A 13,529-nucleotide genomic window follows, 5' to 3' on the forward strand; every position below is an offset into this window, starting at 1 on the left:
CCGGATCCGGTCGTTCGTATGCTGTACCGAAGCCGTACTGCTGTCCCCTTCCGTACCAGTCATCACGCCGCCCGCGAATGAACTTGCCCCCTTAACGAAAGACTTTTTGCTCAGCGTGCGTGGTTCGGTCGAACTGCGCGGGGCTGAAGTGCTCGGCGCGGTAGAGCGGCCATAGCAAGGTCGCCCCGAGACCTTACTCCACAGGGAATGGACCAGCACCGTAGTAGTCAATGTCTGTGGGACTAGGGAGTATTGTTGCGTCGAGTCATGCCAGGACCGTAACGACTTGCAACTCCAAAACCCTATCGCTAATGCGAACGCTTATCATTAATGGGGTGGGGTAATAATGAAATTCAGGGTCTCGATGCTCGCCATGGCTGCGGGCTGTCCAATGTATGCGTCGGCGCAGACCGTGTCCGAGGCCGCAGAAGGACAGAACGAGGATATCATCGTGACCGGCCGCGCTCGCCAGCTTTACACGGTACCGGACACGAGGATCGGGAAGGTGGCAGAGGATCCGATCAACATTCCGCAATCCGTCGACATCATCAATTCGCAGTTGATCCAGGATCAGGGCGCCCGCCAGATCACCGACCTGTATCGCGATGTCGCGGGGGTGAGCTTCTTTTCCTACTCGGGCGTCACCTTCCGCGGGTTTCGTCAGCAGGGAGCGTTCTACGACGGGCTTCGCGGCGATCCCTACCAGGCGTTCTCCGTGCCGCAGCTTTTCACGATCGAGCGCGTCGAATTCCTTAAAGGCCCTGCGGGCATGTTGTTCGGTCCAGGCTCCCCCGGCGGCACGATCAACTACGTTACCAAGAAGCCAGGCGACACCTTTGCGGCGGACTTGCGGGGGATCGTCGGCACCTTTGACCGGGTTGGCGGGTCTGCGGACGTAACGGGGCCGATCACCGCGGACGGCGCGGTTACCGGACGGCTTGGGGGCTTTTATGAAAAGTTCGACGACTTCCGTCGCAATGCCAGCAACAGGACGGCAATCGGAGATGCCGGGCTGCAGTTCAAACTGGGTGAGCGCACCAAAGCAACGGTGCAGGCGACCTATGCCGATCAAAACCTGCCCGGCAATCGCCTTCGCGGCGTCCCCGTCGATCGGCAGGGAAACCTGCAGGCCGGCGTTCGGTTCAATGCAGCGGAGCCCACGGACTTCATCAAGCTCAACACGCAATATTATCAGGCGCTCGTCGAAAGCGAACTGAGCGATGCGGTGTCCGTCAATGTCAGCGGCCGCTGGTTCCGCTACAACGAACGCCAGCAATTCCACAATCCCAACTATCAGTTCGGCTCGGACGGCCGCGTTCTCGACAGCGTGCCACGGGACTATTCGGATCAGATCCGTCGAACCGAAGGCTTGTCGACGGCTGCCAATGTGATTGCGAAGCTGCACACGGGCGGGATCGCGCACACCGTTCTGGCGGGTGGCGACTGGTATCAGGAGGATGCGCTGTTTCGGAACCGCGGTGCCGACCCGGTCGAGGCGGGTGGCGTGGTGCCCCCCATCAGCCTGAGCAACCCGATCTACGGTGCGACGCCAATATCCAGCTACGGCGTCGCCGCAATGCCGTTCGAGGTCGATCGATCACGCGCGACCCGCTACGGCCTCTACGCTCAGGATCAGATCGCGCTCGGCGACCATATCCTGCTTGTCGGAGGTGTCCGCCATGACTGGTTTCGGGACCAGGATCGCGTGGCACGGACGGGCGCAGATGGTGGGGCCACGACATGGCGCGCCGGTGCGATTTACAAGCCTCGTTCCGACATATCGGTCTATCTGAACTGGTCGGATAGTTTCGAGCCGCAATCCACCAGCAGCCAAGCCACCGATGCCGGCGGCCCGTTCGCGCCGATGACCGGCAACCAGATCGAAGGTGGCGTCAAAACCGCGCTGCTGGGCGGCAAGGTCCAGGCGGGCATAGCCGCCTATCGCATCGTCCGTCGCAATATGCTGCAGGTCGATAGCACCAAACCGCCCGTCAACGGCGTCGACCAGCTCGCGCCGATTGGGGAGGTCACCAGCAAGGGCGTCGAGCTGACGCTATCGACAGACATCACCAAAAACTGGCTGCTGCTGGCCAATTACGCCTATAACGACACGCGGATCACCGGGACCCTGCCGGGCCAGTCGCTGTCCAACGCCGTCGGCGATCGCTTCGTCAATGCGCCCGAGAGCCAGGCAGGCTTTTGGACGCGCTACCAGGTTGCTCCTCTCCGGACAGCGTTTGCAGCAGGCGGCCAATATGTCTCCGCCCAGCGGGGCTTCAATGGGGAGCGGGTGAAGCCTTATGTCGTGTTTGACAGCACGATCACCACCGATCTGGGCTTCGCCGAAGTCATGCTGCGGGTCGAGAATCTGCTCGATCGCGAATATGCGGCGTCCGGCTTCGGCCTTCGGAACGGGTCCTTTCCAGGCAAGCCGCGCACTGCGTTCGTAGAGTTCCGCAAGCGTTTCTGACGTCATGGCGAAAACAAAGGGGCGATCCGCGTGGTGGGGGGTCCATAGCTGGGTCGGCCTGAAGCTGAGCGCCATACTCACCTTCATCCTGGCGACCGGTACGCTAGCGACCGTATCGAACGAGATCGACTGGCTACTGACGCCGGTGATGCGCTCGGCCGCGCCCGCAGACGCACCGGTCGCGTGGCGCGCGCTTCACGCGACGGCGCTTGCGCATGCCGACGGCGGGCGGGTCGAGATATTGCGCGCCCCCATCGGTCCGGGTTTTGCCGCCCAGGCAAGTGTCGCCTTGCCGTCGGGAGAAACGCGACGGATCTGGGCCAATCCTGTCGACGGCCGGTTCGCGGGCACGACATCCTGGCGCAATGTCCAGCAGGTGCTGCGCCAATTGCACCGGCGCCTGATCCTGCCGAACGCTCTTGGGTATTTCATCGTCAGCCTGTTCTCGGTTTTACTTGGCACGCTGCTGGTGACGGGTCTGGTGTCGTACAAGCGTTTCTGGCGAGGGTTTCTGCGGTTGCCGCAGTATCGGCGCGGGCGGTTGCGCCAGTTCGCCGGCGACCTCCACCGCTTCGCAGCGCTGTGGTCGCTATGGTTCGTCGCAATCATTGCCGTCACCGGAATGCTGTACCTTACGGCATCGATCGGGATTGAACCGTCCGGCGCATCGCTTGCCGCCCCGCAGAGTGCGGTGCGGGAGCGGACGACGCTCGACCAATGCCTCGATCTGTTGGGCGACCGGGTGCGCGGGCTGGATATCGCCCTTGTCGTTCTGCCCGAGACTCCAGGCGATCCCCTCGTGGCGATGGGACGAGACGGCGCTGTGTTGACGGCGGACACTGCGAGCCGGGTGGCAATCGATCCAACGCGATGCACGATCGTGAAGACTGCGCTGGCTGGGCGGCAGAACGCCGTCGCACGGCTGTACCTGGCGTCCAACCCGCTGCATTTCGGCACGTTCGGCGGCTTGTTCACCAAATTGCTGTGGTTTGCGTTGGGCACGGTCGTGACGGGTATCTCCCTCACCGGTTCGATCATCTACGCGTGCCGCATAGGTCGAGAGGTTGGACCTCCCGGGCGGGGAGCCCTCACGCGGTGGCGACACGGCCTGGGCATATGGGCCTACCCAACATTCGGCCTCGTTATTTTCGCTCTCGTGCTGCTGACAGGAGCCTTGTCCGGGCCGGTCGCTTTTGCGCTGGATGATTGGCATTTGTGGTAGGGGCTGCCCGGAATGGCATCGTATCGTACCGAGTGTAGCTCGGGAGATGGCGATACGGAATTGATCTGGCTTTCCGAGGGCCATATGCGCCGGATCGATCCCCTATTGTCCGCTGTCCCACGGTGTACCGCGGGTCGATGACCTTCGTATCATCAGCGGCGTCATGTTCGTGATCAGGAATGGCCTGCGGAGGAGCGATCCCCCTGCGCAGTATGGGCTGACCAAGGCGGCCTACGACTGGTTCAGTCCCTGTCGCAGGCTCGGTGTGTCCGCACGATCGGTCGACCGCCGCAGACGTTGCGAAAGGCAGGAATGTCCCATTGCCAGCCAATTACACTTTGCGTTGGCCTGCCCGGTCAACGGCGGTTTCTGGGCTCGCAACAACCTTCGCCACCACCCAAACTCACAATCTAGCAACACTCTGGAACACCCCCGCTCGCGGAACGTATCAGCGGGGACTTCCGAGGACTGCAGACCATGCCGCCACACGACCTCCACGCGCCCCAGACGGTGCCGCCCCCGCATCCGATCCACACGCTGCTCGCCGCGTTTCCGCTCGCGTTCTTTACCGCGGCGTTCCTGACCGACCTGACCTACGTCAACACCGCCGAGATGCAGTGGGCCAATTTCTCGGTGTGGCTCATCACCGGCGGGCTGATCATGGGCGGGTTCGCGGCGGTGGCCGGGATCGTCGATTTCGCGCGCAACCGCCGCAGGGTGCGGCGGGCGCCGCGGCCGTGGTTCCATAGTCTCCTCAACGTCGCGGTGCTGGGCCTCGCGCTGGTCAACGCCTTCATCCACAGCCGGGATGGATGGACTTCGGTGATGCCGACCGGAATCATCCTTTCGGCGATCGTCGCGGTGCTCGTGATCGTATCGAGCTGGACCGGCACGACGGTCGCCCATCGCCAGTCCACAGGAGCCGCATGATGCGCAGCCTTCCCCCGCTTCTCCTGGGCGCGGCGACGCTCGCGCTGGCATCGTGCAGCGGTGCCGGCGGGTCGACCGAGAAGCAGATCGGCGCCGACCCGCATCTGCCCGCCATCAACCAGTATCTCGTGCCCCCGATGCACGTCGCGCCGGTCGGAAGCTGGGCGGGCGCCGCACCGACGGTCGCGCCCGGCTTGCAGGTGACCGCGCTCGCGACCCAGCTGCAGCATCCGCGCCAGCCCTACGTCCTGCCCAATGGCGACGTGCTCGTCGTGGAAGCGAACGGCCCCGGCAGCGAGCCGATCAAGCGGCCCAAGGAAATCATCATGGGTCTGGTGCAGGGCTATGCCGGCGCCGGGGCGAAGGGCGGCAACCGGGTAACGCTGCTCCGCGATGCCAATGGCGACGGCAAGCCCGAACTGCGCAGCGTGCTGCTCGACCATCTCCATTCGCCGTTCGGGATCACGCTGGTCGGGGGCGACCTGTACATCGCCAATACCGATGCGATCATGCGCTATCCTTATGTCCCCGGGCAGACCCGGATCACCGCACCGGGCGTAAAGCTGACTGAACTCCCCGGCGGCCCGATCGACCACCATTGGACCAAGAGCCTCACCGCCAGCCCCGACGGCAGCAAGCTCTACGTCGGCGTCGGATCGAACAGCAACATTACCGAGAACGGGATCGAAGCCGAAAAGGGTCGCGCCGCGATCTGGGAAGTCGACCGTGCGACGGGCGCATCGCGTCTGTACGCGACCGGCTTGCGCAACCCCAACGGGCTGACCTTCAACCCGGCGAGCGGGCAGCTGTGGACGGTCGTCAACGAACGCGACGAGATCGGGCCGGACCTGGTGCCGGACTATATGACGTCGGTGAAGGGTGGCGCCTTCTACGGCTGGCCGTACAGCTATTGGGGCCAGCACGTCGATCCGCGGGTGATGCCGCAGCGGCCCGATCTGGTGAAGGCGGCGATCCGGCCCGATTATGGGTTGAGCTCGCACGTCGCACCGCTGGGGATGGTGTTCTATGCGGCGAGCGCTTTACCCCGCGGCTATCAGGGCGGAGCGTTCGTTGCGGAGCATGGCAGTTGGGATCGGGGCAATCTCAACGGCTATAAGATCGTGTATGTCCCGTTCTCGGGCGGCAAGCCCAATGGCAAGGCGCAAGACGTCGTCACCGGGTTCGTCGGTCCCGATGGCAAGGCGCGCGGGCGTCCGGTCGGGCTGGCGGTCGATTCGCGCGGTGGGCTGCTGATTGCGGACGATCTTGGGAATACGGTTTGGCGGGTGACCGCGAAGGCTGCGCCGATGGCGACGGCTTCGCTGCGGTAGGGGTTGGGGGCGTCTAACGGGCCGACCCACCCCCGGCCCCTCCCTTTCAGGGAGGGGATCTCCACCGAACGCCCAGCGCCTACCGCCCTTGCAGCAAGCGCGGTGTCGGTTACCAAGGGGCTTTCCGCGAAAGGATCGACCCCATATGTCGCGCCACATCTTGCTTGCCGTGATGCTCGCCGCGATCGCCACGCCCGCCGTTGCGGACCGCTATGACGACCGGGTCGCCAAGGTCCTGCGCGCGACGCCGCTGATCGACGGGCATAACGACTGGCCCGAGACGCTGCGCGACCGCGAGGGCGAGAAGCGCTGGACGATCGATCTCGCCGCCGGCCTCGACCGCGTCAGCCCCCGCTACGACACCGATATCGCGCGGCTGCGCGCGGGCGGGGTCGGCGGGCAATTCTGGTCGGTCTATGTCGATGCGGCGCTGCCGGGGCTCGAACAGGTCAAGCAGACGCTCGAACAGATCGACCTCGTCCACCAGATCGTCGCGCGCTATCCCAAGGACTTTGCGATCGCGCACACCGCCGCGGACGTCCGCCGGATCCATGCCGCGGGCAGGATCGCGTCGCTGATCGGGGTGGAGGGCGGCGGACAGATCGATGCGAGCCTGTCGGTGCTGCGGGCCTATCATGCGATGGGCGCGGGCTATCTCACGCTGACGCATTCGCGGACGATCGACTGGGCGGACTCCGCGACCGACGATCCGCGGCATGGCGGGCTGACGCCGTTCGGCGAGGCGGTGGTCGGCGAGCTCAACCGGCTGGGGATGCTGGTCGATCTGAGCCACGTCAGCGAGGACACGATGCGCGACGCGCTGCGCGTCACGAAGGCGCCCGTGATCTTCTCGCATTCGGGGGCGCGCAGCGTGAACGATCATCCCCGCAACGTGTCGGACGACGTGCTGCGGCTGGTCGCGGCGAACGGCGGCGTGGTGATGGTCGATTTCGCGCCAGTCTATGTGTCCGATGCGTATCGTCGCTGGTCCGCGGAGAAGGCCGCCGAAGCGACCCGGCTCAACGCGCCACCGTTCGGCGGATTGTACATCGGGCAGCCCAAGGCGGCAGCGGCGGCGATGCAGACCTGGCTGGAGCAGCATCCGGCACCCCGCGTCACGCTCGCGCAGGTCGCGGACCATATCGTGCATGTGGCGAAGGTCGCCGGGGTCGATCACGTCGGGATCGGGTCGGACTTCGACGGCGTGGGGAGCGTGTTGCCCGAGGGGCTTCGCGACGTATCGACCTATCCCGCGTTGCTCGCGGAACTGATGCGGCGTGGCTGGAGCGACGGCGATGTCGCCAAGCTCGCGGGCGGGAACGTGCTGCGCGTGATGACCGCGGCGGAGCGGGTGTCGGCGGATATGGCGGGGGCGTTGCCGGCGACCGCTACGATGCCGGCCAAGTAAGACCGCGCATCCCTCCCACTACCCGTACGCCCTGAGCGAAGTCGAAGCCTTGCGCGCGGTGCAAGGGCCTTCCGACTGCGCTCAGGGCGAACGGTGAAAATTGTTCTTAGAAGCTGACCGTCGTCGTGTCGTTCAGCGAAGCGAGCACCATCGGCGCGCGCGGGGCCTGTTCGACCGTGTCGTCGCCGCTGTCATTCAGCGGAGCGTGGTCGGAATAGATGAAGCCCTTGGTCGGATAGGCCGAGGTGCCGAGATCGCCCTGCGGACCATACCACACCTTGACCATGCTCCAGTCGCCGTTCGGCGATACGTCGACCGCGCGCACGTCGCGCTCGACGCCACCGCGGCGCGACCAGTTGGCGTGGGTCAGCAGGACTTCGCGCTCGCTGACGACTTCGCTGACCATGGCGACATGGCCCATCCGCATCCGGCTCGTGGCGGAGAAAGCAAGCACTGCGCCGACCTTGGGGGCGTGACCGCGGGCGTAGTGACCGGCTGCCTGCGACCACCAGGTGTTGGCATTGCCGCGGATCTCGATGCCGGAAATCTGCCGCGCATAAGGCGCGCACTGCCAGAACTGCGCCATCGCCGGGGTCGCCATCGTCAGGGCGCACGCTACCACCAGCGCAAAACGCGCTGTCAAAGCCTTGAAATTCATGGGACCCCCACGGTCTTGGAAACAGGTCTAGCTCGTCGTTGAGCCTGTCAAAGCAGGTCCGGTGCCGCGTGGAAACCCTTGCTCCCCGATGAACGGAACCTTTTCGGATGAAGCGAGTTGGCCGCGCGATGACTGCCATTTCGGGCGTCGCGAAACGACTGCGAAACACGATCGCGCTCGCCAAACGGCTGCCGCGCGGCTAGGATTCGCGGCATGAACCGAACCGCTACGGCGTTATGCCTGCTGCTTGCCGCCTGCTCGTCCGGCGGAGGATTCGGCAACGATGCGGATCTGTACGACACGAACACGACCGCGCCGGCGCCTGGCGTGCAGCCGGTCCAGACCGGCGAAGGCGGCTCCGCCTTCCAGGCGTGCGCCGGGGTCGGCGAGGTCGTCAATCTGTCGCCTGCCGGAGAGGCGTATCTTCCCTTGCGCGCCGCCCCGTTCGCGGAAGCCGACGAAGTCGCCCGGCTTGGCGAGGGCACGCGCGTGTTCCGCTGCACCCGATCGCTCGATCAACGCTGGCAGGGGATCGTCGTGATGCCCGCCGATGGGGGCGATTGCGGAGTCGCCGCGCCGATCGCCGCGCCGCGCCCCTATGTGGGACCGTGCAAGTCGGGCTGGGCGCTGACCGGGTTTATCCGACCGATTGCCGGCTAATCCCTCGCCCGCAGCCGCGCGTCATGCTCGGCGCGGCCAAACGGGAAGCGCGCATAACAGAGCCCCGCCGCGACGTAGAATCCCAGTTCGAGCACGATGAACACCAGCGTCAGCCGATCGATCGTCGCAACCGGAACCTGCCCCGGCTTCGCGCCGTCGGGAAACGCCGCGAACGCAAGAATCCGCCCGGCAACGAAGATCCCGAGCCCGCCGACCAGCTTCTGCACGAAGAACCCGCCCGCGAAGAACACGCCTTCGGAACGCTTGCCGGTGCGGACTTCCGAGTCTTCGACCACGTCGGACAGCATCGCCGCCCCGAGAATGAACGCCGACACGCCGCAGGCGGTATTGGCGGCAAAGATCGTCAGCAGCACAGGCAGCAGCAGCGGCGACCCCGGATTCGGGAACAGCCCTGCGAACCGCAGCAGATAGGGTGCTGTCAGCAACACGCCCGCGCCGAACGACAACGCCATCGCGCTGCGCGGCTTGTCCCCGCCGCGGGTCAGCGCGGGGGCAAGGAAGAACGCGCCGAGCGCGCCCGCCATCAGCGCGAGCGACAGATAATTGTAATCCCCCTGCGCGAAGACCCAGACGAATTGGTACATGTACAGCGACAGCGCGAACGAAATACCCTGCGCGGTATAAGCGAACAGCCCGGCCGCCATCAGCCACAGGAACCCGCGGTTCCACACCGTCCGACCGAAGTCGCGCAGATGCTCCGCGAACGTCTCGTCCGAGCGCGGGACTTGCGGCAGGTGCGGGATCTCCGGGTGCAGCCCGATCGCGGACACCAGGATCGACGTCGCCATCACCAGCGCCGAGACCGCCGCCATCCGGGAGTAGCCATCCGCGTTGAGCGTCCCCACCGGGTGCGTCGCATCGGGCACGAGGAACACGCCATACGCCAGCGCGAGCATCGCCAGCCCGCCGCCCCAGCCGAACAGATAGCGATACGAGAACAACCGCGTCCGCTCGTCATAATCCGCGCTGAGTTCGGGGCCCAGCGCGGCGCCGGGAATCTCGAACATCGACAGCGCGACCCGCACCAGCAGCGCGCTGCCGAACACGTAGAGCAGCATCGCCTCCTGCCCCCATTCGGGCGGGTTCCACAGCAACAGCCAGCCGATCGCGACGGGCAGTGCCGACGCATACATCCACGGATGCCGCCGCCCCCATCGCCCGCGCGTATGATCCGACAGATAGCCGACGAGCGGATCGACGAACGCCTCAACCACCAGCGCCGCCATGATCGCGAGCCCGACCGATGCGGCGGGCAGGCCGATCACCTGATTGTAGAACAGCAGCAGGAAGGTGGCGAAGCCATTGTCCTTCACGCCGTACGCGATCGACCCGATCCCGAACGACAGTCGGCTTCTGCGCGACAGCCGCCGCGCAGCGGGCGCGGCGATTGCGACGCTCACGAGGCGAACGCCTCCAGTGCCGCAAACATCGAGGGGGCCTTGGGGTCCCAACTGTGCCGCGGGCCGATCGTCAGCCCGCCATCGACGACGATCCGCGTTCCGGTGACGAACGCCGCATCGTCGCTCGCGAGATAGGCGACCGCCGCCGCGATATCCTCCGACGTGCCCGCGCGCTGGAGCGGTTGCGCCTGCGCCGCCGCCTGGCCGATCATCCCGTTCGCCAGATCGCGCTTCTCGCCCTGAATGCCGAGTGCGGAGGTGAAGATGTTGGTCGTGATGAACCCCGGGCACACCGCATTCACGCGGATCCGGTGCTGTGCAAGATCGGCGGCGGCGAGCGTCGTCAGATGCAAGACGCCCGCCTTGGCGACCGAATAGGCGGTCGGTGCCGCGCCGGTCTGGAGCGCCGCGACCGACGACGTGTTGACGATCGCCCCGCCCTGCCCGCGCGCGATCATCAGCGGGGCCGCATAACGGATGCCGAGTGCGACCGAGCGCAGCAGCAGTGCCTGGGTGCGGTCCCAATCCTCGGGCGAGATTGCGTCGATCGAATCGCGTGACCCGGCCGCGCCCGCATTGTTGAACACGACATCGAGCCCGCCCGCGGCATCGGCCGCGTGCATCATCGCTTCGATCTCGCCTGCCTGAAGCACGTCGGTTCGCAGGAAGTGGATTCGCCCGTTGGATGTGGCGGCAACCTCTGCACCGCCCGCTTCGTCGATGTCGCCGATCCACACCTCGGCGCCTTCCTGCGCCAGCCGAAGCGCGGTTGCGCGGCCGATGCCCGAGGCTCCGCCGGTGACGACAGCCCGTTTGCCCGCAAAACGCATCTACCTCTCCTGTGCTTTTGAACACCTTAGTACGGGGGTTTAGCGGGTCAATGCGCCACGTTGATGATGATTTTGGAATTTCGGGTTTGCGAGACCCGCCACTTTGGGGCATCGCCGATGCCACGCTTCAAAGATGCGAGAGGATCCATGGCACTCGACCCCGAAACCTTCGACGCGCTGATCGACACGGTCCGCCGGTTCGTCGCCGAACGGCTCCGTCCGCTCGAGGCTCAAGTCGAAGCGGACGATGCGATCCCCGCCGACGTCGTGCAGGAAATGCGCGAGATGGGGCTGTTCGGCCTGTCGATCGACGAGGAATACGGTGGCCTCGGGCTGACGATGCTCGAAGAGGCCAAGGTCGCGATCGAGCTTGGCCGGACCACGCCCGCGTTCCGCTCGACTTTCGGGACCAACGTCGGGATCGGCAGCCAGGGGCTGGTGATGGCGGGAACGCCCGAGCAGAAAGCCGCATGGCTCCCGCGGATCGCGAGCGGCGAGATCATCACCAGTTTCGCTCTGACCGAGCCCGAAGTCGGGAGCGATTCGGGCGCAGTAAAGACGCGCGCGACCTTCGACGGGCAGGCGTATCGGCTTTCGGGGACCAAGCGCTACATCACCAATGCCGACAAGGCCGACCTGTTCACCGTGATGGCGCGGACCGGCGACGATCCCGGCGCGCGCGGCGTATCCGCCTTCCTCGTGCCGCGCGATCTGGCCGGGGTCAGCATCGGCGAGCCCGAGAAGAAGATGGGGCAGAAGGGCGCGAAGGTCGCCGACGTGCATTTCGACGATGTCATCGTCCCCGCCGAGAACCGGCTTGGCGCGGAGGGCGAAGGCTTCAAGATCGCGATGCGCGTGCTCGATCGCGGGCGGTTGCATATCTCGGCGGTGTGTGTCGGCGTGGCCGAGCGGCTGATCGCGGATTGCGTGGCCTATGCGACGACGCGCAAGCAGTTCGGCAAGGCGATCTCGGACCATCAGTTGATCCAGGGGATGCTCGCGGATTCGAAGACCGAGGCGCTGGTGGCGCGCGCGATGGTACTGGAAACCGCCGCCGCGAAGGATGCGGGCAAGGACGTTGTGATGGAATCCGCCGCCGCGAAGTATTTTGCAAGCGAGATGGTCGGCCGCGTCGCCGACCGCGCGGTGCAGATCTTCGGGGGCGCAGGGTATATCGCGGATTACGGGATCGAGCGGCTGTACCGCGACGTCCGGCTGTTCCGCATTTACGAAGGCACCAGCCAGATCCAGCAGATCATCATCGCACGCGAGACGATCAAGCGGGGGGGATGAACCGACTTCTCCCCTCCCGCTTGCGGGAGGGGCCGGGGGTGGGCGCCCGGTATAACAAAGCGTTCCGTACGCGGAGAGCGGGCGCCCACCCCCAGCCCCTCCCGCAAGCGGGAGGGGAGAGTATTGCATGGACACCACCAACCTGTTCCGGCTCGATGGCCGCATCGCGCTCGTCACCGGGGGCTCGCGCGGGATCGGCAAGATGATTGCGGCGGGCTACATCGCGCAGGGCGCGACCGTCTATATCTCCGCGCGCAAGGCGGACGCCTGTTTCGAAACCGCCGCCGAACTGGGCGAGAAGTGCATCGCGCTGCCGCAGGACGTGTCGACCGTCGCGGGGTGCAAGGCGCTCGCCGCGCAACTGGCCGAGCACACCGACCGGCTCGACATCCTGGTCAACAACGCCGGTGCCGCCTGGGGCGAGCCGTTCGAGGTCTTTCCCGAAAAAGGCTGGGACAAGGTGATGGACCTCAACGTCAAGTCGCCGTTCTTCCTGACGCAGGCACTCCACGCGCCGCTCAAGGCCGCCGCGAGCGCAGGGCGCCCCGCCAAGGTCATCAACATCACCTCGATCGATGGGCAGCGGCTCAACCCGTGGGAGACGTACAGCTATCAGGCGTCGAAGGCGGCGCTGATCTATCTCACCAAGCGGATGGCGGCGCGGCTGGTGACCGACCACATCAACGTCACGTCGATCGCCCCTGGCGCGTTCGCGAGCGAGATGAACAAGGCGGCGCGCGACCATGGCGAGGCGATCGCCAAGTCGATCCCGGCCAAACGCATCGGGGTCGACGAGGACATGGCGGGCGCGGCGATCTATCTCGCCAGCCGCGCGGGGGATTATGTGATCGGCGACACGATCACGGTCGACGGCGGGCTGGTCCATGCCGCGCTGGGGACGAGCATCGACGCCTGACGGCACGACGCCCATACAAAACGGCCTGCCGCCCCTTCGGGCAGCAGGCCGTTTTTGATCATGCAATCGTCAAGGCTTATGCCTGGCGCGTGCCCGTCATCGGGAAGCTGCCGAACGCCCCGGCGCCGACCGAACCCGTCAGCGTGTCGCCCTCGGCGGTCGCGCTGCAATCGAGGCTCATCGGCATCGGGACGGTGATCGACATCGTCCACTTGATCGTGTCGCCCTCGACCTTGCCATCCGTGATGTCGACCGCGCCCATCGCGCCGACCTGGCTACCGGTCCAGCTGTCGCCGTCGGTCTTGACGGTCAGCACAGCCTTCTGGTCGCCCAGCGGCGACTTGACGATCGTATCCCAGCTTCCATCGACAGCAGCCATCGTATCTCTCC

The 13,529-nt window shown here is 65.7% G+C and carries 12 protein-coding genes; 8 read left to right on the plus strand and 4 right to left on the minus strand.

Features of this window, described 5'->3' with window-relative positions; all coding sequences use genetic code 11:
* Nucleotides 1–346: 346 nt before the first annotated feature.
* From ABIC16_RS16965 to ABIC16_RS16985, 5 genes are all read left to right on the plus strand, one after another.
* Nucleotides 347–2,470 (plus strand): TonB-dependent siderophore receptor, encoded by a 2,124-nt coding sequence (locus ABIC16_RS16965; protein ID WP_354291960.1) that lies wholly within the window; start codon nt 347–349, stop codon nt 2,468–2,470.
* Between the two features lie 4 nt (nt 2,471–2,474).
* Nucleotides 2,475–3,692, plus strand: coding sequence for a PepSY-associated TM helix domain-containing protein (locus ABIC16_RS16970; RefSeq protein WP_354291961.1), 1,218 nt, complete (start codon nt 2,475–2,477; stop codon nt 3,690–3,692).
* A gap of 477 nt (nt 3,693–4,169) precedes the next feature.
* A complete protein-coding gene (locus ABIC16_RS16975; RefSeq protein ID WP_354291962.1) occupies nt 4,170–4,622 on the plus strand; it encodes a DUF2231 domain-containing protein in 453 nt (150 codons plus the stop codon).
* Complete coding sequence (locus ABIC16_RS16980; RefSeq protein ID WP_354292369.1) at nt 4,622–5,953, plus strand: PQQ-dependent sugar dehydrogenase; 1,332 nt, start codon at nt 4,622–4,624, stop codon at nt 5,951–5,953. The genes ABIC16_RS16975 and ABIC16_RS16980 overlap by 1 nt, the downstream gene beginning before the upstream one ends.
* Before the next feature lie 145 nt (nt 5,954–6,098).
* On the plus strand, nt 6,099–7,361 hold the full coding sequence (locus ABIC16_RS16985) for a dipeptidase (protein WP_354291963.1): 1,263 nt from the start codon (nt 6,099–6,101) through the stop codon (nt 7,359–7,361).
* A 106-nt stretch (nt 7,362–7,467) separates the two neighbouring features.
* Here ABIC16_RS16985 and ABIC16_RS16990 read toward each other — a convergent pair whose 3' ends face one another.
* The gene (locus tag ABIC16_RS16990; RefSeq protein ID WP_354291964.1) at nt 7,468–8,019 is read right to left on the minus strand and encodes a CHAP domain-containing protein; all 552 of its coding nucleotides are present in this window, start codon (nt 8,017–8,019) and stop codon (nt 7,468–7,470) included.
* A gap of 213 nt (nt 8,020–8,232) precedes the next feature.
* Here ABIC16_RS16990 and ABIC16_RS16995 point away from each other — a divergent pair, with 213 nt between their 5' ends.
* On the plus strand, nt 8,233–8,679 hold the full coding sequence (locus ABIC16_RS16995; RefSeq protein WP_354291965.1) for a hypothetical protein: 447 nt from the start codon (nt 8,233–8,235) through the stop codon (nt 8,677–8,679).
* Here the strand turns inward: ABIC16_RS16995 and ABIC16_RS17000 are convergent.
* Together ABIC16_RS17000 and ABIC16_RS17005 are read right to left on the minus strand one after the other, a co-directional pair.
* Nucleotides 8,676–10,100, minus strand: coding sequence for an MFS transporter (locus ABIC16_RS17000; protein ID WP_354291966.1), 1,425 nt, complete (start codon nt 10,098–10,100; stop codon nt 8,676–8,678). The genes ABIC16_RS16995 and ABIC16_RS17000 overlap by 4 nt on opposite strands.
* Nucleotides 10,097–10,930, minus strand: a complete 834-nt coding sequence (locus ABIC16_RS17005) for an SDR family NAD(P)-dependent oxidoreductase (protein WP_354291967.1) — start codon at nt 10,928–10,930, stop codon at nt 10,097–10,099. The genes ABIC16_RS17000 and ABIC16_RS17005 overlap by 4 nt, the downstream gene beginning before the upstream one ends.
* A 147-nt stretch (nt 10,931–11,077) precedes the next feature.
* On the opposite strand from ABIC16_RS17005, the gene ABIC16_RS17010 reads away from it, so the two are divergent.
* The gene (locus ABIC16_RS17010) at nt 11,078–12,223 is read left to right on the plus strand and encodes an acyl-CoA dehydrogenase family protein (protein ID WP_354291968.1); all 1,146 of its coding nucleotides are present in this window, start codon (nt 11,078–11,080) and stop codon (nt 12,221–12,223) included.
* A 127-nt stretch (nt 12,224–12,350) separates the two neighbouring features.
* Nucleotides 12,351–13,139, plus strand: coding sequence for an SDR family oxidoreductase (locus ABIC16_RS17015; RefSeq protein WP_354291969.1), 789 nt, complete (start codon nt 12,351–12,353; stop codon nt 13,137–13,139).
* A 76-nt stretch (nt 13,140–13,215) separates the two neighbouring features.
* On the opposite strand, the gene ABIC16_RS17020 is transcribed toward ABIC16_RS17015, so the two are convergent.
* Nucleotides 13,216–13,518 (minus strand): hypothetical protein, encoded by a 303-nt coding sequence (locus tag ABIC16_RS17020; RefSeq protein WP_010160928.1) that lies wholly within the window; start codon nt 13,516–13,518, stop codon nt 13,216–13,218.
* Between the last annotated feature and the right edge of the window lie 11 nt (nt 13,519–13,529).

Origin of the sequence: Sphingomonas sp. PvP055 (assembly GCF_040546365.1) — a bacterium.
Taxonomy (GTDB): domain Bacteria; phylum Pseudomonadota; class Alphaproteobacteria; order Sphingomonadales; family Sphingomonadaceae; genus Sphingomonas; species Sphingomonas echinoides_A.